Annotated in this window: 23 protein-coding genes; 8 read left to right on the top strand and 15 right to left on the bottom strand. The window is 63.6% G+C overall.

The window, feature by feature from the left end; genetic code table 11:
• Positions 1 to 6 precede the first annotated feature (6 nt).
• Genes CAF70_RS22445 through ureG form a run of 3 tightly spaced genes read left to right on the top strand, consistent with a single transcriptional unit; the run spans position 7 to position 1,861 of the window.
• Positions 7 to 552, top strand: coding sequence for a HupE/UreJ family protein (locus CAF70_RS22445; protein ID WP_085626629.1), 546 nt, complete (start codon positions 7 to 9; stop codon positions 550 to 552).
• Positions 552 to 1,226: an urease accessory protein UreF gene (locus CAF70_RS22440; protein WP_085626628.1), complete on the top strand. Its 675-nt coding sequence runs from the start codon at positions 552 to 554 to the stop codon at positions 1,224 to 1,226. Before CAF70_RS22445 ends, CAF70_RS22440 begins: the two co-directional genes overlap by 1 nt.
• 11 nt (positions 1,227 to 1,237) lie before the next feature.
• Positions 1,238 to 1,861 carry an urease accessory protein UreG gene (ureG, locus tag CAF70_RS22435; RefSeq protein ID WP_010953755.1) on the top strand — a complete coding sequence of 208 codons (624 nt, stop codon included), beginning with the start codon at positions 1,238 to 1,240 and terminating at the stop codon, positions 1,859 to 1,861.
• A gap of 120 nt (positions 1,862 to 1,981) precedes the next feature.
• Here ureG and CAF70_RS22430 read toward each other — a convergent pair whose 3' ends face one another.
• The 11 genes from CAF70_RS22430 to mcpP form a co-directional block, all read right to left on the bottom strand.
• Positions 1,982 to 2,710, bottom strand: coding sequence for a thioredoxin family protein (locus CAF70_RS22430; protein ID WP_085626627.1), 729 nt, complete (start codon positions 2,708 to 2,710; stop codon positions 1,982 to 1,984).
• 94 nt (positions 2,711 to 2,804) lie between these two features.
• Positions 2,805 to 5,006, bottom strand: a complete 2,202-nt coding sequence (locus CAF70_RS22425) for an LTA synthase family protein (RefSeq protein ID WP_085626659.1) — start codon at positions 5,004 to 5,006, stop codon at positions 2,805 to 2,807.
• A gap of 136 nt (positions 5,007 to 5,142) precedes the next feature.
• Positions 5,143 to 6,423 (bottom strand): hypothetical protein, encoded by a 1,281-nt coding sequence (locus tag CAF70_RS22420; protein ID WP_085626626.1) that lies wholly within the window; start codon positions 6,421 to 6,423, stop codon positions 5,143 to 5,145.
• Positions 6,424 to 6,469: 46 nt separating this feature from the next.
• Positions 6,470 to 7,222: a hypothetical protein gene (locus CAF70_RS22415; protein WP_085626625.1), complete on the bottom strand. Its 753-nt coding sequence runs from the start codon at positions 7,220 to 7,222 to the stop codon at positions 6,470 to 6,472.
• A gap of 46 nt (positions 7,223 to 7,268) precedes the next feature.
• Complete coding sequence (locus tag CAF70_RS22410) at positions 7,269 to 7,949, bottom strand: C39 family peptidase (protein ID WP_025339417.1); 681 nt, start codon at positions 7,947 to 7,949, stop codon at positions 7,269 to 7,271.
• Positions 7,950 to 8,011: 62 nt separating this feature from the next.
• On the bottom strand, positions 8,012 to 9,463 hold the full coding sequence (locus CAF70_RS22405; protein ID WP_085626624.1) for a heme utilization protein: 1,452 nt from the start codon (positions 9,461 to 9,463) through the stop codon (positions 8,012 to 8,014).
• A 49-nt stretch (positions 9,464 to 9,512) separates the two neighbouring features.
• Positions 9,513 to 10,091: an adhesin gene (locus CAF70_RS22400; protein WP_085626623.1), complete on the bottom strand. Its 579-nt coding sequence runs from the start codon at positions 10,089 to 10,091 to the stop codon at positions 9,513 to 9,515.
• 1 nt (position 10,092) lies between these two features.
• A complete protein-coding gene (locus CAF70_RS22395) occupies positions 10,093 to 10,527 on the bottom strand; it encodes a hypothetical protein (protein WP_085626622.1) in 435 nt (144 codons plus the stop codon).
• A gap of 299 nt (positions 10,528 to 10,826) precedes the next feature.
• Positions 10,827 to 11,396, bottom strand: coding sequence for an AAA family ATPase (locus CAF70_RS22390; RefSeq protein WP_085626621.1), 570 nt, complete (start codon positions 11,394 to 11,396; stop codon positions 10,827 to 10,829).
• The gene (pnuC, locus tag CAF70_RS22385) at positions 11,393 to 11,959 is read right to left on the bottom strand and encodes a nicotinamide riboside transporter PnuC (RefSeq protein ID WP_085626620.1); all 567 of its coding nucleotides are present in this window, start codon (positions 11,957 to 11,959) and stop codon (positions 11,393 to 11,395) included. The genes CAF70_RS22390 and pnuC overlap by 4 nt, the downstream gene beginning before the upstream one ends.
• A gap of 188 nt (positions 11,960 to 12,147) precedes the next feature.
• Complete coding sequence (gene mcpP / locus CAF70_RS22380; RefSeq protein ID WP_085626619.1) at positions 12,148 to 13,782, bottom strand: methyl-accepting chemotaxis protein McpP; 1,635 nt, start codon at positions 13,780 to 13,782, stop codon at positions 12,148 to 12,150.
• A gap of 299 nt (positions 13,783 to 14,081) precedes the next feature.
• Between mcpP and CAF70_RS22375 the strand changes: the two genes are divergently transcribed.
• Both CAF70_RS22375 and CAF70_RS22370 read left to right on the top strand, forming a co-directional pair.
• Positions 14,082 to 14,912, top strand: coding sequence for an undecaprenyl-diphosphate phosphatase (locus CAF70_RS22375; RefSeq protein WP_085626618.1), 831 nt, complete (start codon positions 14,082 to 14,084; stop codon positions 14,910 to 14,912).
• Positions 14,905 to 15,318, top strand: a complete 414-nt coding sequence (locus CAF70_RS22370; RefSeq protein WP_085626617.1) for a DUF1294 domain-containing protein — start codon at positions 14,905 to 14,907, stop codon at positions 15,316 to 15,318. The genes CAF70_RS22375 and CAF70_RS22370 overlap by 8 nt, the downstream gene beginning before the upstream one ends.
• Positions 15,319 to 15,438: 120 nt before the next feature.
• On the opposite strand, the gene CAF70_RS22360 is transcribed toward CAF70_RS22370, so the two are convergent.
• Both CAF70_RS22360 and CAF70_RS22355 read right to left on the bottom strand, forming a co-directional pair.
• Positions 15,439 to 15,798: an MmcQ/YjbR family DNA-binding protein gene (locus tag CAF70_RS22360; RefSeq protein ID WP_085626616.1), complete on the bottom strand. Its 360-nt coding sequence runs from the start codon at positions 15,796 to 15,798 to the stop codon at positions 15,439 to 15,441.
• A complete protein-coding gene (locus CAF70_RS22355) occupies positions 15,791 to 16,693 on the bottom strand; it encodes a LysR substrate-binding domain-containing protein (protein ID WP_085626615.1) in 903 nt (300 codons plus the stop codon). Before CAF70_RS22355 ends, CAF70_RS22360 begins: the two co-directional genes overlap by 8 nt.
• 133 nt (positions 16,694 to 16,826) lie before the next feature.
• Between CAF70_RS22355 and CAF70_RS22350 the strand changes: the two genes are divergently transcribed.
• Positions 16,827 to 17,438, top strand: coding sequence for an FMN-dependent NADH-azoreductase (locus CAF70_RS22350; protein ID WP_049277030.1), 612 nt, complete (start codon positions 16,827 to 16,829; stop codon positions 17,436 to 17,438).
• 34 nt (positions 17,439 to 17,472) lie between these two features.
• Here the strand turns inward: CAF70_RS22350 and CAF70_RS22345 are convergent, their stop codons facing one another.
• Both CAF70_RS22345 and CAF70_RS22340 read right to left on the bottom strand, forming a co-directional pair.
• A complete protein-coding gene (locus CAF70_RS22345) occupies positions 17,473 to 18,072 on the bottom strand; it encodes a helix-turn-helix domain-containing protein (protein WP_025339404.1) in 600 nt (199 codons plus the stop codon).
• A 39-nt stretch (positions 18,073 to 18,111) separates the two neighbouring features.
• A complete protein-coding gene (locus CAF70_RS22340) occupies positions 18,112 to 20,064 on the bottom strand; it encodes an FAD-dependent oxidoreductase (protein ID WP_085626614.1) in 1,953 nt (650 codons plus the stop codon).
• A 260-nt stretch (positions 20,065 to 20,324) separates the two neighbouring features.
• Here CAF70_RS22340 and CAF70_RS22335 point away from each other — a divergent pair, with 260 nt between their 5' ends.
• Both CAF70_RS22335 and CAF70_RS22330 read left to right on the top strand, forming a co-directional pair.
• Complete coding sequence (locus CAF70_RS22335; protein WP_085626613.1) at positions 20,325 to 21,209, top strand: EamA family transporter; 885 nt, start codon at positions 20,325 to 20,327, stop codon at positions 21,207 to 21,209.
• A gap of 186 nt (positions 21,210 to 21,395) precedes the next feature.
• Positions 21,396 to 21,716 (top strand): YbjQ family protein, encoded by a 321-nt coding sequence (locus tag CAF70_RS22330; protein ID WP_003258990.1) that lies wholly within the window; start codon positions 21,396 to 21,398, stop codon positions 21,714 to 21,716.
• The last annotated feature ends 104 nt before the right edge of the window (positions 21,717 to 21,820 follow it).

Raw genomic sequence — 21,820 nt, 5'->3', positions numbered from 1 at the left:
CAACCAATGAAAAAGACTTTCGCCCTGTTTCTGCTGATGCTGGCGCTGCCAGCCTTCGCCCACCCCGGGCACGACGCCAACCCGCTGCACGACGGCCTGCTGCACCCGCTGACTGGCCTTGACCACCTGCTGATGCTGCTGGGTACCGGTGTGCTCGCCGCGTTGACCCGGCGCAGCCTGACGCTACCCCTGGCAACCCTGGCGGCAATGTTCGGTGGCGCGGTGTGCGGCCACCTGTTTGGCGATGTGCTGGGCATGGAAACCCTGATTGCCGTGTCGCTGCTGGTAGCTGCCGGGGCCGTGCTGCTGCCCAGCCGCCAGCTGCTGCTGGCCATGGCCATGCCGGTGTTCGCCCTGTTCCATGGCTGGGCCCATGGCGTGGAAGCCACCCCCAGCGCGTTCTGGCAGTTCAGCGCCGGCTTCGTCGCGGTCAGCGGCTTGTTGCTGGCGGCCGGCTTCGCGGTCGGTTGTTTGCTGCGCAGGCATAGCGGCCTGCAGAAGGCCTTTGGCGGTGGCCTGCTGGCCGGCGCCGCGCTGGTACTGGCCGGTTGATGGACAGCGACCTGGCGCTGCTGCGCCTGCTGCAACTGGCCAGCCCTGGCTTGCCGGTGGGGGGCTTCACCTACTCGCAAGGCCTGGAATGGGCGGTCGAGGCCGGCTGGGTACGGGGCGCAGATGGTTTCGCTGCCTGGCAGCGGGAGCAGATCGACGACACCCTGGCCTGCCTCGACTGGCCGGTGCTGGCGCGCCTGTACCACGCCTGCCAGGCCGAGGACGCCGAGGCCTTCGGCCATTGGAGCCGTTTTCTGCTGGCCAACCGCGAAACCGCCGAGTTGCGTCTGGAAGAACAGCAGCGCGGTGCGGCGCTGGCACGGCTTCTGGACGGCTGGCAACTGGGCCAGGCGCCGGCCTGGCGGGCCAGCCTCGAACTCACCCAGCTCGGCGGTATGGCCTGGCTGGCTGCGCACTGGGCGATCCCACTGCGCCAGTTGGCCCTTGGCCATGGTTTTGCCTGGCTGGAGGGCGCAGTAATGGCCGGGGTCAAGCTGGTGCCGTTCGGCCAGCAGGCTGCCCAGACGTTGCTGCGCGACCTGGGGGCAGGGCTGCCCGCCGCCTTCGAGCAGGCACTGGCTTTGGGCGATGACCAGCTAGGCGGCGGCTTGCCGTTGGTGGCCATTGCCTCATCGTGTCACGAAACCCAATACACCCGTTTGTTCCGTTCCTGAGGACTGCCTGCATGCAAAGCTATCAACAACCCCTGCGCGTCGGTGTCGGCGGCCCGGTCGGCTCCGGCAAGACGGCGCTGCTCGAAGCCTTGTGCAAGGCCATGCGTGATCACTACCAGATCGCGGTGGTCACCAACGATATCTATACCAAGGAAGACCAGCGCATCCTTACCGAAGCCGGGGCCCTGGAGCCGGAGCGCATCGTCGGCGTGGAAACCGGCGGTTGTCCGCACACGGCGATACGTGAAGACGCCTCGATGAACCTGGCGGCGGTCGAAGCACTGGCGCGCAAGTTTGGCAACCTCGAGGTGATCTTCGTCGAAAGCGGCGGCGATAACCTGAGTGCCACGTTCAGCCCGGAGCTGGCCGACCTGACCATCTACGTGATCGACGTGGCCGAAGGCGAGAAGATCCCGCGCAAGGGTGGGCCAGGGATTACCAAGTCGGATTTCCTGGTGATCAACAAGACCGACCTGGCGCCCTATGTGGGCGCTTCGCTGGAAGTGATGGAACGCGATACCCAGCGCATGCGCCCACAGCGGCCATGGACCTTCAGCAACCTGAAGAAGGGCGAGGGGCTGCAGGCGGTGATCGACTTCATCGTCGAGCGCGGGATGCTGGGTGTGCGTGGCTGACATATCGCGTCCCCAGTGGGAGCGGGCGCGCCCGCGAAACAGGCGACGCGGTGCCTGGCACCAGCTTTGCCGGTGTTCGCGGGCATGCCCGCTCCCACAAGGGATAGGTGTTGCCTCACGTTATTTGTGGCAGCAGTCAGGCTTGTTCGGCTGCCCTTCATAACGATCATGGTGCCGCACCCAGTCCATGGTCCCACCCTCGTTGCGCCCCAGTGGCGCAATGTCGAGGAAGTTGTAGGTGTTGACCAGGATATCCAGGCCACGGGCATAGGTGGAATAGGTGTGGTAAACGCTGCCATCCGGATCACGGTAGAACGCACTCAGCCCGGGAAGCTCGCTTTCATTACCCTCATAGGGCTCATAGTTGTACTGCCGCTGGCCCTCGCTGCCAACACTGACGCCAAAGTCCTCATTGAACCCGCTGCCATGTGACGAATACCAGGGGAACTGCCAGCCCATGCGCTGGCGGAAGGCCTGGAACTCGGCATAGGGCGCCCGCGACACCGCCACCAGCGACACGTCGTGATGTGCCAGGTGCAGGTTGGCGCCGTCGAAGTGGTCGGCCAGGAACGAGCAACCGGGGCAGCCTTCGCTCCAGCCCTCGGCAAACATGAAATGGTAGACCAGCAACTGGCTGCGGCCGGCGAACAGCTCGGCCAGGTCCCTTTCGCCGTCTGGCCCGTAGAAGCGGTAGCCGTGCTCGACCTTGACCCAGGGCAGGGCGCGACGGGCTGCGGCCAGCGCGTCGCGGTGGTGGGTAAAGGCCTTTTCGTGCAGCCACAGCTGCCGGCGGGCCGCCAGCCACTGGCTGCGGGAAACCACCGGGTGCCTGCTTTCGCTCGTGCTCATGGTGCTGTCTCCACATTGGGGATTCACACACTAGTCGAGCACGGGCAGGTTGAATCGACAGGCCGCGGTGACCGGGCGATGAGCGGTACTGCGCTCAGCCCGAATGGGCGATATGCCCCTCTGGCAGTTCATCCTCCGCCTCATCTTCCCCAGGCAGCGCGGTGATCACGCTGAAATCGCTGATTTCCACCTTGCCACCGCCATAGCCCAGCAAATGGAAGGAAAACGCCTTTCGCGCGGTCGGGTTGTCGAAGCTGAACTCCATTTCGAGGGGCTCGTCGGCGGTGACTCTCACTTCATCAGGCAGGCCCAGCGGTACATCCTGCTCCGACTGCTTGGCCTTGAGCTGGATGTAGGCTGCGCGCCGAGGGTCCAGCGAGCGTACCTTGACCCGCACGCGGGTATGCGAGCCCTCGGGCATCTCCAGGTACTGGGCGCCGATCAGGTTGTCGGCCCAGTCATCGTGAATGCGCTTGCGCAAGCGGATCGGCGATGGGCCGCCGAACTGGTAACGCAGGTTCAGCGGTGTTTGCAGCAGGGACTGGTCAAGCACCCCGGCGAGGGCGCCGATCTGCTGGCCGAGCAGGCTGTCGCCGGGGCCCAGGTAGCGTGCCTGGTCGGCGATGAAGCCCTCGCTGGCGTAACGCCGGCAGCGCTGCTGGAAGTCGCATTCGGTGAACACTCCCCGGCCATCGTGATAGCGCAGCATGCCGTTGGTGTAGGAGATCATCTCGCGACCGCTGTCGTAGTCGCGGTACAGCGAACGGCCCCCGAGCGCTATCGGGATGGGCAGGGCGAAGTAATCAAGCAGGGAGGTGGCCAGGTCGATATGGCCGTAGGTGCCGTGCTTGATCTTTGGCAACTGCGCCTGCTCCGGCGCCAGGGTGAGGTTGAAACCCCAGGACGAGGCCAGGCGTACCCCGTCGATGCCGTGGGATTCGTCGGAGGTCACCACCACCAGCGTGTCCTTGAGTACGCCCTGGCGTTCGAGGTTGTCGAGGAATGCCCCGAGCGCGTCGTCCAGGTAGGCGACTGCCGCCTGTTTCGGCGTGTCGTAGCGCTCCAGGTATTCGGCCGGTGCCGAGTACGGTTGGTGAGTGCCCACGGTGAGCAGCGTCAGCATCCAGGGTTTGTCCTGCTTCTGCAGTTGGCCGACGTAGTCCAGCGCGCCTTCGAAGAAGGCCCGGTCATCCTTGCCCCAGGGGAAGTCCAGGTAGTTCTTGTTGCGGAACCACTCCTGGCCGTGCACCGCGTCGAAGCCGATGTGCGGCATGATGCGGTCCTTGGCCATGAAGCGCAGGCCGGCGCCCTGCAGGTAGTGGGTGGTGAAGCCGGCCTGGCGCAACTGCGCCGGCAGGCAGGCCTGGTTGCGCTCGTTCTGGGTCAGCAGCTCCATGCCCTTGGGCGTGCCGTTGGCCAGCTTGTCGTAGTCACCGCACAACATGGCATACAGGCCACGGATGGTCTGGTGGGTATGCAACACGTAGTCCGGGGTGTTCATGCCGCGCTCGGCCCACTGGCTGAGCCTGGGCATCAGCTCTTCGTCGAAGCGGCTGTGCAGGGCCTGGCGGTTGGGCCGCAGGTAGGCCCCGGGGATGCCTTCAACGGTGATGACCAGCAGGTTGCGGGCGTTGCCTGGCCCGGCGAGCAGGCGCTGGCCATGCAGGTCGGACTGGGTCAGGCCAGTGCTGGGCAGGGGAGTGAAGGTTTTCGTCCGGCCCATCCAGCCTTCGACCTGGCGCTGCAGATTACCGGCCCCGGCCGACAGCAACTGGTGGGTGAGATTGTATTGCCGCCATTGGTCGGCGTCGGAAGGTAGCAGTTGCTGGCTGCCCCAATGGGCGCCAAACAGCAGCAACGGAATGGCCCAGGCCTTGCGTGGCAGCGGCTGGCTGCGTTGGGTACGGCTGCGCCAGGCGATGGCCAGCCAGGCCAGCAGGCCGACGCCCATGGTCCAGGGTAGCCAGGCATGGGCCAGGCCGCCACCGGTCGAGTTTTCCATGAACTGCGGGTCGAGCAGGTACGTCAGGTCGGCGCTGGTGGGCAAACGGCCGACCGCGCTCACCAGTTCGGCCGAAGCCACCCAGAGGGCCGCCCAGGCCAGCAATACGGGCAGCGCCAGCCACCACGGCCGACGGTGCAGCAGCAAGACCAGCAGGCTGCCGAGGGCGAGGTCGGACAGGTAACCGAGCGGGTTGGACCAACCCAGTATGGCGCGCGTACCCAGTGGGATCACCAGTACCAGGGCCGTCAGGGCGACAAGCCGGATACGTGGGTGGTCTGACAGGTTCTTCACAAAAAACATCCCTTTTGCCATTAAATCGTCATGCAACTGTGCTTGATGATAACAGGCCAGGGCGGGCACGGCGTTGCGGGACAAGGCTGGTAACCAAAAGCCGGGCCCGTTCGCACGGGCCCGTCGGGGGCAAGTCTCAGAAGTAGTAGGGGAATTTCAGGCTGAAGGAAAAGTCTGGTGCGTCATCGGTCAGACCAATGGCCAGGTTGGGCACGATGGTCAGGTTGTCGGTGGCGGCGAAGGTCATGCCGATGTTGAAGTTGGCTGCGTTGTAGTCGCTGTTGGAGATCGACTGCCAGTCGCCGCCATCGGGCTTTATCTTGCTCTTGCGGGCGAACTGGTCGGACACCGAGAACGACATGCTCATCTTTTCGTTCAGGGCAAAGGCGATGCCGCCGCCGATCTGCCAGGAGTCGCCCAGCTTCACGTCACCCGGCACCTTGCTGTTGACCTGTGGGCTGATGTCGCTGAACGAGTCTTCCATGTTGTAGGTGTAGGACAGGCTGCCGAACAGCACAGCCGGGTCGAAGGTCTTGACCAGCGAGATGCCCGGGGTGATCGACCAGACGCCGTTGCCGGTCGGCAGGCTTTCCGGCACCGACAGGTTGTCGTTACCCTCGACCTGGCGCAGTTTGATGCCATAGGGGTCTTTGCCGGTCGGCGCCTTGATGCGCAGGGTAGCGACGGCGTCAGGCCAGGTCTCGTCTTCGTCGAGGAACTTGTAGGCGACGCCGACGTTGACGTCACCGATTTCCGGGTCGCGGGTCACGGTCTGGTCCGAGGTGCTTGCCCCGGCGCCTCCCGCACCGCCGGAAGAGTAGGTGGATTCGCGGTAAACCACCGGGACGTTGATGTCGAACTGCCAACGCTGAGCGAGGTTGTAGCGGGCAGTCATGTCCAGGGTCCAGTTGTCTGCCTTGACCCGGTCAAGGTTGATACTGCCGAGGAAGATCGAGTCCAGCGCCAGGAAGCCGTTGAGCACCAGCGCCCGGGTATCGTAGTGGGTATAGGTGACCCCGGTCTCGAAGCTGAACTTGCCACCGCCGAAGAAGCCGCTGGCCTCGTCATACAGGTTGGATACGCTCTGTGCCGGTTCGGCGTCGGCGGTCAGCGCCTGGCCATAGGAGCTGCCGGTGGTGCCCGGTGCGCCCGATGCCACCGTCTGTGCGCCCTTGACCCCTTCGGCCGGGGACCTGACCAGGCGTTTGGGCGGCGGCGCTGCCGGGGTTTCCTCGACCTGGCGGACGCGCTGCTCCAGCACCATCAGCGCTTGCTGTTGGGCTTCGTAGCGACGTTTCAGCTCCATCAGTTCCTGCTTGAGAGCCTCGACCTGTGGGTCGGATGCAGCGTAGAGCAATGTGGCCGGGGCCAAGGTGGTCAAACACACAAAAGCTTTGAGCGATAAAGATCGGTGCATGGAAGTGCCGTCCCTGCCGACTACTTTTGATGAGACTGAGCGTAGATCAGTATCCGGATGTACGAAGACCTTTGAGCTGATCGAGGCTACCGTTCAGCGACGCGGCTGTTGGCACGCTTTCACGCATCACTACATTGAGCGTGGTGACGTTGTTCACCCGGTTGCCGTTGCCCAGCAGCGTCGAGTTCTGCATCAGGCCACCCCGCGCCAGACGCTGCACGCTGCTGCCCTGGTTGTTACTGGCATTGATATTGAACTGCACCCCTACGCCGCTGGCGGACACACTCAGCGTACCTGCGCCGTTTGCGCCCGTCAGCGTCTGGCCGTTGGCCAGCGCTTGGCCCTGTGGCTGCGCGGCGGGCGCCTGGTTGGCCTTGGAGACATTGATGGCGACATTGTTGTAGGCGGTGTTATCGTCGCCAGCTGCGCGTACCACCTGGGTCACACCCTCTGTAGTGTTGAGGCCGGCACCGCCCGTGACGGTGCCGGTACCTGGTGCGGTGGTTCCAGCTGACGTTGTGCCAGTGCCGCTTTCGTCGATCAATGACACATAGAATTGCGGTTTGATGGTCGACTGCTGAATCTGCATCGTGCTCGTGGCACCGATCACGTCCCCTTTGGCATTCTGCCAGGTGCTGGACATGACAATACCGAAACTCACGATCCGCCCCGGCATCACGTAGCGGCCACGCAGGGCCGCCAGCTCATGGTCCTTCAGCTCGATCGGCTTGAACGTTTCGGCATGGGTGGGAAGGCTGACGGCCAGGCATGCGATCGCGAGCCAGAATGGGTTCTTCATTGGGGTGCTCCCCGGAGCCTCGTGCTCCTTGTCGTTGCAAGAGTCGTTAGAAGAAGTCGCTTTTGATGAAACCGAAGTCCAACAGCTCTGCATCCTGCACCGGGGTGAAGTTGTTCACCCGGCCCTTGGCGGTCAGCGGCAGGGGCGGGTCGAGCAGGATGTTGTTCTTGTCGTAGCCTTGGCCGATGACGGCGAAGATGATGCCGTTCCAGCCCTTGAGAAAATCATCGACCTTGTAGCGCTTGTGGCCGAGTACCGGGTCACCGATATACACCCAACCCTTGTCGACCTTCTGCATGACCACGAAGTGCTTGTAGCCGCGCACGTCCATCAGCACCACGACCGGAATGCGCACGCTGTGCAGGGTCTCGGGTGCCACCCGGTAGCCGCGGGCACGCATCCCCAGGCTTTCCACGTAGCGTTTCATGTCGAGCATCGAGAAGCCTTGTGTGCGCACCAGGTCCTGGTCGGCGTGGGCCAGCATGCCTTCGATGATCTGTTGCTCGTCCACGTCCAGCCAGTAGGCCTGGCGCAGGATGGTGGCCAGCGCGGCGGCGCCGCAGCTGAAGTCGGTTTTCTGTTGCACCAGGTCGGCGAACTTGCGCTCGCGTACGCTCTGGATGGGCTTGAACACCACGGCGCCGCCCGGCAGGACGGACAGCGGCATTTGTGCAGCTTCGCTCACGCTGGCCAGGCACAGCAAAAACGCCAGGGCAATGATGCGCATGATCGGATGCCTTCCGGTTCTGTTGAAGAAAGGCCCCCCGAAGGGGGCCTCAAGCACAGCGATCAGAACGAGGTGTTGGAGATGGCCAGCGAGTTGCTCTGCTGGTTGCCCACACCGGCTGCCACGTTCACGCCCAGGTTGCCGCTGCCACCGTTCACCGAACCGCTAAGGGTTGCAGTGTTGGTCACGGGGTTGGCCCAGCCGGTCGGGGTCAGCACTTGGAAGGACACGGTATTGCTCAAGTCGTAGGCACTGCTTTCGCTGTAGCTCTTCGACACGTCGTTCGACGATTGAGACGATTTCTCGCCAGACTTTTCAAACGCCGATTCCGATGCATTGGCATAGGACGACTCGTGAGCCTTCTCATACGAGGAGTCGCGAGACTTCTCGTAGCTCGATTGGCGAGCCTTGTCGTACGACGAGTCGAATGCCTTCTCGAACGACTTGTCGTAAGAGCTTTCCCGCGAGTGGTCGACATCTACATTGAGCGAGGCATTGAGCGAGGCATCGAAGCTGTCGGTGCGAGTACGCTCGCGACGGCCGTCATCGGTGGTCATGGTACGGGTCGCATCGGCAGCAGCGGCCAAGGAGGCACTCAGGCTGGCACTGCTGGACGAACTGGCGCTGCCGGCCATCGAACCACTGGCATTCCAGCTGTTGGAGCCGCTGGCAGTGGAACTGTGCGAACCGCTGGCGTTCATGCTGCTAGAACCGCTGGAGTTCCAGCCACTGGAGCCACTGGAACTGGCACTTTGCGAGCCGGCCACGCTGAAGCTCGAGGACGAACTGCGGTCGTCGGTCGAATTGAACGTGCCCTCACGCGAGCTGGAACCGCTCTTGGTGGTGGTGATGGTCAGCGTGTCCACCCGGTAGGTGCGGTCGGCGCCGTTGTTCACCGTCAGGCCTGGGCCGTTCTGGTCGGCAGAGGCGGTGGCAGTGGCATTGCCCAGCGGGGCACCGGTGTTGGCGATGGCCATGGTGTTCTTCTGCTGGTTCAGGTCGCCGCCAGCGATGTTGATGCCGACGTTACCCTCCGCACCATCGGCCGAGCCGGTCATGACTGCCGAGTTCTGGGTGGACCAGTTGTCGACACGGTTGTTGTTGCTGAACTGGCGAACGTCAGCGGTGGCTTCGGCGGTGCCGAACACGAAGCTGTTGTCCAGGCTGGACTCGGAAGATGCATTGGCAATGGCCGCAGCATTGTCCTGCTGGTTGCCGTTACCGGCTGCCACGTTGACACCCACGTTGCCGCTTGCACCCGTGGCCGAGCTGCTCATTTCGGCTTCGTTGATGGTGCCTTGGTTGGTGATGGTATTGCCCGTGCTGCGTTGGCTGTCCATGGCGTTGGCTGTGGCATACACAGGGATCCGGGTGGGAGGAGGGGTGTGATGCCCGTTATTGTGGTGACCATTGTGGTGCCCGCCACGCCGGTCGTTCTGATCAGCTTGTACAGCAACAGCCATGACCGCAGCAATTGCGAAAACCAGAGGCTTGATTGCCATCGAGGGTTTCATGGTGATTCTCCGTACGCTATTGGTTAAGTGTCGTTCTTGACTGGATGGGTCAATCCGCGACCCGGATGCTCAAGGTGTTGGCCATTCGGTTTCCCACCCCGGCACTCTGGTTCAACTGAATCACTCCACGGCTACCGGTGAAGGCCTGGTCACTGGTGGTGACCTGGCGATGGCCAGTTGAAGTGTCAATCGGACCGGAGTTGTTGAGCAGCGCCACGTTCTGTTGCATGAGGACGCTGTCGTCGATGCTTTGCGGCTGGGCACCGATACTGATGCTCAGTGCGTTCGCTTGCTGGGTGTTGGCGCCGGCGCTCTGGTTGACCCCCAGGGCGCCGCTACCGTTGCTGAAGGCATCGCCCTGTATGGTCGAGCGCGCGTCCATCGCGGAAGTTGCGGGGGCATTCAGCCGTTGGCGGATCTGTGTGGTGGCGCCAGCCTCGGGCCCTGCAGCGAAGGCGCGCGCGTTGGCCTGTTGCTGTTGGTCGCCGGCTGCCTGGTTGACCGACAGGTTGCCCTGGTAACGGCTGCCCGAGCTGTCGATGTCGGCGTTGTTGATCACGGGGACCGGGGATTGCGCGAAGGCCGATGTACTGCACAGCGTGACCAGGATCAGCAGCGTGTGCTTCATCTCACTTGCCTCCGGTCAGGATCTGCAGCGGTGCCAGGCCGCGCTGCACACTCGAGTTGACCATGTTCGAGATGCCATTTCCCGAGCCCGTACCGCGGCCACCGGCCAGGTTGGGCAGTTGGGACTGGTTATTGAGGTTGCCGCCCAGGTTGTTGGTCTGCTGGGTAATCAGGGTACTGATGCCCGCACCGCTGCTGATGTTGGCGAAGTCGCCATCACTCAGTTCGTTGGTTTGCTTGAGGATGTGAGCGGAAGGATTGGCATTGACGGTGGTGGGGTTGGGGTCGGGTCTTAAAGGCGGGACCACGGCGTTGCGTGTCTGCACATCACGGGTTATCACGATGATGCCGTTGTCGGCCTGGGCCGTGAAGCTCAAGGAGCCCAGCACATAGCTCATCAGCAACAGGTGATAAAGGCGTTTGTCAGTTTTCCTCACGACGGCAACTCCTTCAATGAGCGCTGGCCTTGTTCAGCGATGCGAACGAGGGAGCAGAAGGTGTGCCGCTTTTGAAAAGTATTTGCAGATCAGAAGCTTAAGACAAGGACCATGACAAACTGCGGCGTATTTTGTCTCAGGGTTGAAACAGGCAGCCGCGCGCTATGCAGGCGAAGCCCGTGTCGGTGCGGATTGGAAGGGCTTTTTGCAGGGGTGTTTCAGCGCCTTGACAGTCTCTTCGATGCCGAAGAAAACCTTCTGTTCTCAGGGGGGTTGCCGCCCACGGGTGTGTCAGTGGGTTAACACTCGGTGGGGCAGGATGGCGCATCGCTACCAATGAGCTTAGCCACTGTTTGCAGTGCCAGCAACTGGCGTTGTGGCCAATTGCCCTCAATTATTTTGTACGCTTGGTCATGCCGTTGCAGCCAGTGCAGGCTGTCGTCGAAAAAGCGCTGGCGGTCGCGCAGTTCGGGCTGGCTGCGCTGGCCATCGGCAACCCACTCCACGCCTTGTGGGCTCAGCAGAAGGTGCAGGTGATAATGCCGCGCCAACAGCGCCTGTTCCAGCCAGGCCGGGCAGTCGTCGAACAGGGCGCGGCTCCAGAGCATGTTGCTGAGCAGGTGGGTGTCGAGAATCAGCAGCGGCGGTGCCTGCTCGCGGGCATGGTCTTCCCAGGCCAGCTGGCCGCGGGCGATGGTGGGGATATCGGCATAGCAGGTGTCGCGGCCTTCCTGGTCGATGAAGTGGCGCACGTATTCGGCTACTACCACGCCGCCGAAATGCGCCTGGATCACACCGCTGAGCCAGCTCTTGCCGCTGGACTCCGGGCCGCACAGTACCAGTACTTTCATGGCCTGTGCCACGCTCATGGTTGCACCAACGCCGGGTCCCGGCGCCATTCCAGCCAGCCGCGCACGGCAATCAGGGTGAGTACGGCGAAGAAGCCTGCGGTGAAGTACAGCTGCTGGTGCAGGTACTGGCCCACGTAGACGATATCCACTACCACCCACAGTGGCCAGCACTGCAGGCGCTTCTGCGCCATCCACAGTTGTGCCACCAGGCTGAAGCCGGTCAGGGTGGCGTCCAGCCAAGGCAGGGCGGCATCGGTCCAGGTGGCCATGGCCGCGCCCAGGGCGGCGCTCAGCAGCACCCCGACGGCCAGGCCGGTGAACAATGCCGGGCGCTGCAGGCGTGAGACCAGGCGGGCGTCCGCAGCGTGGCCTGGGCGCTTCCATTGCCACCAGCCATAAACCTGCAGGATGGCGTAGGCCAGTTGCAGCAGCATGCCCGAGTACAGCTTCACCTCGTAGAACAGCCAGCCATAGATCAGCACCATGACCAGGCCGATCGGCCAGCACCAGGCATTCTGCTTGACCGTTAGCCAGACAGCGGTGACGCCGAGGACGGCGGCGATGAGTTCAAGGCCGGACATCGGCGATCCTTGGAGACTACGGAGGAGGGCGCGATTGTAGCGGGTCGGCCGGGGAAGGTGTAGGCATGGCACGAACGGATTTCCATGCCCGTTGTGGGAGCGGGCATGCCCGCGAACACCGGCGAAGCCGGTGCCATACCGCGCGTCGCCTGCTTCGCGGGCATGGCCGCTCCCACAGGGGCTTGGTCTTATACGCGGAACTGCCGCAACAGTTGCTCCAGCTCTTCGCTCAACCGCCCCAGCGCAGCTCCGGCATCGCTGGATTGGCGTGCCGCATCGGCGGTCTGCTGGGACAACCCCGCAGTGTCCAGCACGTTGCGGTTGATCTCCTCGACCACATGCGACTGCTGCAAGGTGGCACTTGCAATGGATGCATTCAACGCTGTGAGGTTGTTCAGCGCCTGGTTGATGGCATCCAGGCTGGCACCGGCCTCGCGGGCCTGCTCGACAGTCTGGCGCGAGGCCTCGCTGCTGGTGTCGATGGCTTTCACCGCAGCGTCCGACTGGCTTTGCAGGTGCTCGATCATGGTATGGATTTCGGCCGTCGACTGCGCCGTGCGCTGGGCAAGCAGGCGCACCTCGTCGGCGACCACGGCAAAGCCACGACCTTGCTCGCCGGCCCGCGCCGCCTCGATGGCTGCGTTCAGCGCCAGCAGGTTGGTCTGTTCGGCGATGGAGCGGATCACGTCCAGTACACCACCGATGCGCGTGCTGTGCCCGGCCAGGTCGCGAATCACCTGCACCGCCTGGTCGATGGTCAGCGACAGCCGGTCGATCTGCGCCAGGCTGCCGTGAATGGCCTCCTGACCGTGTGCCACCTGCTGTTGCGCGGTGCGCATTTCCCCGGCGGCCTGCTCGGCGGTCTTGGCCACGTCCTGCACGGCGTAGGTCACTTCGTTAACCGCGGTGGCCACCTGGTCCATCTGCAGCGATTGCTGGGCGCTGTGCTGTTGCGCGGTACCGGCATTGTCGCCGACATGCCCGGCGGACTCGGCCAGGGCGTGCGCCGCGCCTTGCAACTGGCCGATCACGCCTTGCAGCTTGCCGTTGAAGCGGTTGAAATGTTCGCCCAGGTGGGTGATTTCGTCACGGCCGTGGGTATCCAGGCGCCGGGTCAGGTCGCTTTCGCCGCTGGCGATGTTGCCCATGGCCTGCACCGCTTCCTGCAACGGGCGGGCGATGCTGCGGGCAATCAGCATGACCACCAGCGCCATCAGCAGGGCAATGGCCACGCCCACCAGTGAGGCGTCGCGCAACTGGCGGGCGAATTCGGCCTGCACGTCGTCGACGTAAACGCCCGAGCCAATGATCCAGCCCCACGGCTTGAACAGCTGGATGTAGGAAGTCTTGGCCACCGGCTCGCTGGCACCGGGCTTGGGCCAGCGGTAGTTGACCGCCCCGGCATCCTGCTGTCGGGCCAGGGCGACCATCTCGTTGAACACGGCAAAGCCGTCGGGGTCGCGGATGGCCGACAGGTCCTGGCCATCGAGCTTGGGGTTGGCCGGATGCATGATCATCTTCGGCCCCAGGTCGTTGATCCAGAAGTAGTCGTCGTGGTCGTAGCGCAGCGTGCGTACCACTTGCAGCGCCTGTTGCTGGGCGGCTTCGCGGCTGAGCGTGCCAGCTGCCTCCAGGCCTTGGTAATAGGCCAGCACACCGGCTGCGGTCTGCACCACGTGGCGGGTCTTTTCCGCTTTGGCCTGGTACAGGTCACCGTGGATCTGGCGCAGCATCAGCAGGCCCAAGACCACCAGCATGGCCACCGCCACCAAAAGGATCAACCACAGACGGCGGCTGATAGACATCGATCTCAGGGTTTTCATACCACAGCTCCCGCATTGTTCTTTTTATATAGCCGCATCCAAGCATGCTTTGCGCCAGGCCCCCACTCGACTAATGGCTAAGTGCTATACATCCAATAGTCTGCAGCAGGTTGTACAAGGCGTTTGCAAAGGTGCTCTGCTAGGATTTCGGCCGCGCAAGATGAAACCTTTAGGCGGCGTGAACTTTTCTACTGGCATTGCGCCCAACAGTCGCTGTAAAACAGCCGGGCCGCGCGCGGCAATTTCAAGTAAATCAAGAACAAGGGGCCTGCAACGAGCAGCGCTCCATCGGGGGAACGATGGATTTTTGGACTGCCTTCCAGGCAATCATCTTAGGCGTGGTCGAAGGGCTGACGGAGTTTCTGCCGATCTCCAGTACCGGCCACCAGATCATCGTCGCCGACCTGATCGGTTTTGGTGGCGAACGGGCCATGGCTTTCAACATCATCATTCAGCTGGCGGCGATCCTGGCGGTGGTGTGGGAGTTTCGCGGCAAGATCTTCGACGTGGTCTTCGGCCTGACCAGCCAGCCCACGGCGCGGCGTTTCACCGGTAACCTGTTGCTGGCGTTCCTGCCGGCCGTGGTGCTGGGCGTGTTGTTCGCCGACCTGATTCACGAGTACCTTTTCAACCCTGTCACTGTGGCGGCTGCCCTGGTGGTGGGCGGGGTAATCATGCTTTGGGCCGAGCGCCGCGAGCACCGCGTGGAGGTGGATCACGTCGACGACATGCGCTGGAGCCACGCGCTGAAGATCGGCTTCATCCAGTGCCTGGCGATGATCCCGGGCACTTCGCGTTCCGGCTCGACCATTATCGGCGGCCTGCTGTTCGGCCTTTCGCGCAAGGCGGCGACCGAATTCTCGTTTTTCCTGGCGATGCCGACCATGGTCGGTGCAGCGGTGTATTCGGGCTACAAGTACCGCGACCTGTTCCAGCCCGGCGACCTGCCGGTTTTTGCCATCGGCTTCGTGACCTCGTTCATCTTTGCCATGATCGCCGTGCGTGGCTTGCTCAAGTTCATTGCCAACCACAGCTACGCGGTGTTCGCCTGGTATCGCATTGTCTTTGGCCTGCTGATTCTGGCGACCTGGCAGTTCGGCTGGGTTGACTGGGCGACGGCGCATGGCTGAGGCGGCCCGGGGGCAAAGGGGGGAGGGCGTACGTAATGTGCGCCTGAAGCTGCTGCTGTTGGGCCTGCTGTGCCTGCTGCCGGGCCTGGGCGCGGCGCGCATGGCCTGGCTCGACCACGCCTGGTGGCCGCTGGCGCTGTACCCGGCCATGAGCCTGATCAGCCTGTTGCTGTATTGGCAGGATAAACAGCAGGCGCGTACCCAGGCCTGGCGTACGCCCGAGAAGGTGCTGCATGCCAGTGAGCTGCTCGGAGGCTGGCCGGGGGCACTGCTGGCGCAGCAGCTGTATCGGCACAAGACGCGCAAGGTGTCGTACCAACTGGTGTTCTGGGGGATTGTGCTGGTGCACCAGGTGTTCTGGGCGGACTGGCTGTTTCTTGGCGGGCGGTATCTGGCTTTTGATTGATAGGTGGCTGTGCCGGCCTTTTCGCGGGCTTGCCCGCTCCCACAGGTACTACACAAGTCTTGAGGCCAGTGAAAACCCTGTGGGAGCGGGCAAGCCCGCGAAGCGGCCGGCACAGGATACCTAGATCACCAACCCCACCTGCAACCGCTTCGGCAATCGCCGCACCACCAGCTGGTGCGAGCTCTGCAACAGATCACACAGCTCAACACGCCCCATGGGGTAGGGCGATGCCATGCTGATCCATCGCGCCCGCGCCAGATACGGCGCAGGCCGCACCCCCGGTCGGTCGCAATAGCCGAGAAACAGTTCGTCGGCCACCTTGAACGACAACCCTGCACCTGCCAGGTCGAGCACCGCGAACATCTTGTTGCCTGCCACCGAGAACACCCGGATGCCGCCCCATTTGTAGTCCTCCCGCGCACCCGGCAGGCCAAGGCAGAACGCTGCCACCTGGGCTTCGCTCATGGTCCGCTCAGACATACTTTTCTCCACAGGCCTCGAACGAAGCCGCCAAGTGGTCGATCCACACCCGAACCGCAGGGAGCAAGCCGCGCCGATGCGGATACACCGCCTGCAGGTAGCCACCCGGCAGCGACCAGTCCGGCAGCAGGCGCACCAGTTCGCCGCGTTCCAGTTCTTCTTCACAGAACATGCTGGGCAGCGCGGTAAACCCGAGGCCCGCTCGTACAGCAGCATTACGTACTACGAAATCATCGATGGCAAGCCGCGGTTCCAGGGCGATTTCCTGCTGTTTGCCATGGGGGCCGAACAGGCGGAAGTGTACCAGGCGGTCCGCCTCGGCAGCGCCCAGCACCGGCAAGGAGGCCAGTTCGCCCGGTTCGCGGATGTGATCGGCGAAACCGGGCGCGGCAACCAGTTGCATCTGCGCCTGGCGCAGGCGGCGGGTGACCAGGGCCGGGTCTTCATCGCCCAGGTCGCGTACGCGCAAGGCCACATCGATGCCTTCGGAAATCAGGTCGACCCGGCGGTTGAGTAGCACCATGTCCAGTTGCACCTGCGGGTACTGCGCCAGAAAACGGCTGATCACGTCCGGCAGGAAGGCGTGGGCCAATGCCACCGGGCAGGACACTCGCAGTCGCCCGCGCGGTTCGCTGCTCATGCTGGCCACTGCTTCATCGGCGGCTTCGGCTTCCAGCAGCATGGCCTGGCAGTGGTGCAGATAGCGCTCGCCCACTGCGGTGAGCTTCAGTTGCCGGGTGGTGCGTTGCAGCAAGCGTGTGCCCAGGCGTTCTTCAAGCTCGGCGATACGCCGCGACAGGCGCGACTTGGGAATGCCCAGCTGGCGGCCGGCAGCGGCGAAACCGCCAGCTTCGACCACGCGGGCAAAGTAGAAGAGGTCGTTGAGGTCTTGCATGGGAATATCTCACTGTTCCACCTGTAGGACAAACTAACGCATTTTTGCCGACTTATCAGCCATTGGTGAGACCGGTAGGATTCTCCTCATCGTGATCGCCCCACGTCGCGGTCTTCATTCACAGGAGAGTCCCATGAAACTGTTGCATATCGATTCGAGCATCCTGGGCGACAATTCCGCCTCCCGCCAACTGAGCCGCGAAGTGGTCGAAGCTTGGAAAGCCGCCGACCCGAGCGTGGAAGTGGTGTACCGCGACCTGGCCGCTGACGCCATCGCCCACTTCTCTGCGGCTACCCTGGTAGCGGCTGGCACCCCGGAAGACATGCGTGATGCAGCTCAGGCCTTTGAAGCCAAGCTGAGCGCGGAGACCCTGGAAGAGTTCCTGGCCGCCGATGCCGTGGTGATCGGTGCGCCGATGTACAACTTCACCGTGCCGACTCAGCTCAAGGCCTGGATCGACCGCGTTGCTGTCGCCGGCAAGACTTTCCGCTACACCGAAGCCGGCCCGGAAGGGCTGTGCGGCAACAAGAAGGTCGTGCTGGTGTCGACCGCCGGTGGCCTGCACGCTGGCCAGCCGACTGGCGCCGGGCATGAGGACTTCCTTAAGGTGTTCCTCGGCTTCATCGGTGTCACCGACCTGGAAATCGTCCGCGCCCATGGCTTGGCCTACGGCCCTGAGCACCGCAGCCAGGCGATCGATGCTGCCCAGGCGCAGATTGCCAACGAGCTGTTCGCTGCTGCCTGATCCTGCTGTTTTGCGCAAGCGTCGCCCGCATGCTTCAGAATGTTGGCGGCGTGATCACCCAGATCACCACGGCATCCACCTCGCCTGGGTTGCCATAGCGGTGAGGTTCCTGGCTCGAGAAGCTGAAACTGTCCCCTTCGCCCAGCTGGAAATGTCGCTCGCCGACCCACAGCTCGAAGCTGCCGCTGAGGATGTAGCCGGCCTCTTCGCCGTCATGACTGTAGCTCTGCTGGCTGTAGCTACCCGGAGGGAAGCGCGAATGCAGGATTTCCAGCTGGCGGTTGGGCTGGGGCGTGAGCAGCTGATCGACGATGCCATCTTCGTAATGCACGCTCAGGCGGCTGTTGCGCCGTACCACATAGCCCTGGTCCTCGGGCGCAGTGGTGGCTTCACTGGCGAAGAACCACTGGATGGTCACCCCCAGGCTGCGGGCGATGTTGAACAGCGCCGGGATCGAGGGATAGGAGAGGTTGCGCTCCAGCTGGCTGATGTAGCCGGCGGTCAGTTCACTGTGCGTGGCCAGCTCCGCCAGGGTCATGCCACGGCGCTTGCGCAGGCCGCGAATGCGGCTGCCGAGAAACTGCGGCGCGGCGCCCCCGGCTTCGCTGGCGGGGGGCTGGGGGAGTTGGCTCATGCACGTCGGTCCATCGTAAAAGCCGCAGTATGTACAGCCTCAGAGTGCCCAGGCAACCGTCAGGCCATCATGGATCGCTTCTTCGGCGGTACGTGGCGCCAGGCAGTCGCCAACGCGGCGCACCTCCACAAGGCCGGCCAGCTCCGTGGCCAGGCGGTCTTCCGGTTGATGGCCCAGGCACAGCACCAGGGTGTCGATGCTTTCGAAGATCATCGGTTCGCCGCTGGCGGTGTGCTGCAGGTACACCGTGTTGTCGTCGCAGCCGTACAGACGGGCGTACGGTGTGATGGGGATACCCAGGCGATGCAGCTCGCCGGCCAGTTGGTCGCGCACGTACAGCGGCAGGCTTTCGCCGCAGTGGGTGCCATTGACCGCCAGCTGCACCTGGTGGCCCTCGCGCACCAGGCGTTCGGCGATACCAGGGCCGATCCAGTCGCAACGCCAGTCGATCACCAGCACTGAACGCCCCGGCTTTGCCTCGTTGCGCAGTATCTGCCAGGCATCCACTACCTGAAGCTCACCGGTGCGCTCGAAGGCTGGCCAGTAGGGGGTGGCACCGGTGGCGGCGATCACCAGGTCGGGGCGTTCTCGCTCGACCAGTGCGCGATCGACCCGGGTGTTGCGCACCACTTCCACACCCGCCAGGGCCAGTTCCCGTTGCAGGTTGGTGCTGGCGCCACCGAACTCGCTGCGCCGAGGCAGCAACTGGGCCAGCAGCACCTGCCCGCCGAGCTGCGGGCCCGCCTCGTACAGCGTGACCTGGTGCCCGCGCGCCGCGGCCACGGCGGCGGCTTTCATGCCGGCGGGTCCGCCGCCGGCCACGAGGATGCGTTTGGGGCGGGTGGTGGGTGTCAGTTGCCCATACTGCAATTCGCGGCCGGTTTCCGGCCGCTGGATGCAGGAAATGGGCAGGCCACGGTGGAAGTGGCCGATGCAGGCCTGATTGCAGGCAATACAGGCGCGTACGTCCTCGACCTGGCCATGCTCGGTCTTGTTCGGCATTTGCGGGTCGCAGATCAGCGCGCGGGTCATGCCGCAGACATCGGCCTGGCCACGGGCGAGGATCAGTTCGGCTTCCTGTGGCTGGTTGATGCGCCCGGTGACGAACAGCGGGATGCCCAGGCGTTGCTTGAAGGTGCCGGCCTCCCGGGCCAGGTATGCGGGCTCGATGGCCATCGGTGGCACGATATGTACGGCACCACCCAGGGACGCCGACGTGCCGGCAACGATGTGCAGGTAATCGAGCTGGCCCTGCAAGGCAACCGCGGCGGCCAGTGACTCGTCCTCGCTCAGCCCTTGGCTGTCGCGCTCGTCGGCACTGATGCGCAGGCCGATGATGAACTGTTCGTCGGTGGCCGCGCGCACGGCGGCCAGTACTTCGCGCAGGAACCTCAGGCGCTGCTCCAGTTCACCGTTGTAACCATCTGTGCGCTGGTTTACCCGTGGGTTGAGAAACTGCGCGGGCAGGTAGCCATGGCTAGCCACCACTTCAACGCCGTCCAGCCCGGCCTGGTGCAGGCGGCGTGCAGCGCTGGCATAACCCTGGACGATCCCGTCGATCATCGCCTGGTCCAGTGCGCGCGGCATCACCCGGAAGCGTTCATTCGGCACCGCGGATGCCGAGTAGGCCACCGCCAGCAAGCCGTCCGCCGATTCCATGATCTCCCGCCCGGGGTGGAACAGCTGCGACAGCACCACGGTACCGTGCTCATGGCAGGCCTCGGCCAGCTGGCGGTAGCCGTCGATGCAGGCATCGTCGGTGGCCATCAGCACATGCGAGGTGTAGCGGGCGCTGTCATGAACCCCGGCCACCTGCAGCACGATCAGGCCGACACCACCAGCAGCGCGGGCGCGCTGGTAGGCGATGAGCTTGTCGTTGACCAGGTTGTCGGTGGGCAGGCAGGTGTCGTGGCCGGTTGACATGATGCGGTTTTTCAAGCGTTTGCCGCGGATCTGCAAGGCGTCGAACAGGTGAGGGAAGGCGGTCTGCATACAGGCGGCTCCGGTGCGCTGTCGTTCTTGTTTTCCCTATAAAAATGCAGCCACAGTAAAAAATCAAACAATTTATTTACTGTGCGCGACTAGGCTTTCACGTCAGCAGGACCAGGATGAACGAATTCAACGCACCGAGAAACGAGTGGAACAGTGGTGGTGTTGCACAATGATGGGCTGCAACTGTACGGGTCCCGGTTTGCGGAATAACCTTATGCTGTAACGAAATATGTCTGAAACGCCTGAAGAAGGAAGTCGCAATGCCGCTCAAGGACCTGCTCATCGCCCTGGTGGTGATTGTCGCCTGGGGAGTCAACTTCGTGGTCATCAAGGTTGGCCTCGATGGCTTGCCGCCGATGTTGCTGGGGGCGTTGCGTTTCCTGCTGGTGGCGTTTCCGGCGATCCTGCTGGTCAAGCGGCCCAAGCTACCCTGGCGCTGGCTGATCGCCTACGGTGCGACCATTTCGTTGGGGCAGTTCGCGTTCCTGTTCCAGGCCATGTATAGCGGCATGCCACCGGGGCTGGCCTCGCTGATCCTGCAGTCCCAGGCGTTCTTTACCCTCGGCTTCGCCGCGCTGTTTCTCGGTGAGCGGCTGCGCCTGGCCAGCGTGCTGGGGCTGCTGGTGGCAGCCAGCGGCCTGGCGCTTATCGGCAGCGAAGACGGTGGCCATGTGCCGATGCTGGCGTTGGTACTAACCCTGTGCGGCGGCGCCATGTGGGGTTTGGGCAACATCATTACGCGGCGCTTTGGCTCGGTTGACCTGGTGGCGCTGGTGATCTGGGGCGGGCTGATCCCGCCACTGCCGTTCCTGGCACTCTCCTGGTGGCTGGAGGGGCCGGAGCGCATTGGCCATGCGCTGGCCAATATCGGCTGGAGTTCGGTATTGGCCCTGGTTTACCTGGCGTTTGTCGCCACCATGCTCGGCTACAGCCTGTGGAGCAAACTGCTGTCGCGCCACCCGGCGGGCAAGGTAGCGCCGTTCTCGCTGCTGGTGCCAGTGATTGGCCTGAGCTCGTCGGCGTTGTTGCTGGGTGAGCGTTTGACCGCGACCCAGGGTTGGGGCGCCTTGCTGGTGATGGCCGGGTTGCTGGTGAATGTATTTGGCGCCCGCATTGGCCAACGGCTGCGCGCGGTCAGCGCGTAGTCGCCCCCTCAAGCCTGCGCGGTCCCTGTGGGAGCGGGCGTGCCCGCGAACACGGGCGAAGCCCGTGCCAACCAATGCGGTGCCTGCTTCGCGGGCGCGCCCGCTCCCACATTGGAGGCGTATCTGCGAGGGGCATTGCGCTCTGTTAGAATCGGCCTCTTTTGCCAGGCCAATGGAGCGCACCCCATGATCATTTCCACCACCAGCCAGCTTGAAGGCCGCCCGATTGCCGAATACCTGGGCGTGGTCAGCTCCGAATCGGTGCAGGGTATCAACTTCGTGCGCGATTTCTTTGCACGTTTTCGCGACTTCTTCGGTGGCCGTTCGCAAACCCTGGAAAGCGCACTGCGCGAGGCCCGGGAACAGGCCACCGAAGAACTGAAGGCGCGGGCACGCCAGTTGCAAGCCGATGCGGTAGTGGGGGTGGATTTCGAGATCAGCATGCCGTCGGTACAGGGCGGCATGGTCGTGGTATTTGCTACCGGCACGGCGGTGCGCTTGAAGTAGAGCGGTCTGCCGCTGGTCGGGTCCGGGGCTTTAGCCCAAGCGGTCCACAAATGACCAGCTAGTCTCACTTTCACAGGTCGCGTTTGGTTGAGCAACTGTTCTGG

Source organism: Pseudomonas sp. B19(2017) (genome assembly GCF_002113165.1).
In the GTDB taxonomy this organism is placed as follows: Bacteria; Pseudomonadota; Gammaproteobacteria; order Pseudomonadales; family Pseudomonadaceae; genus Aquipseudomonas.
Note: the sequence above shows the minus strand (reverse complement) of the source record. Positions and strands in the feature narration are given on the sequence as shown.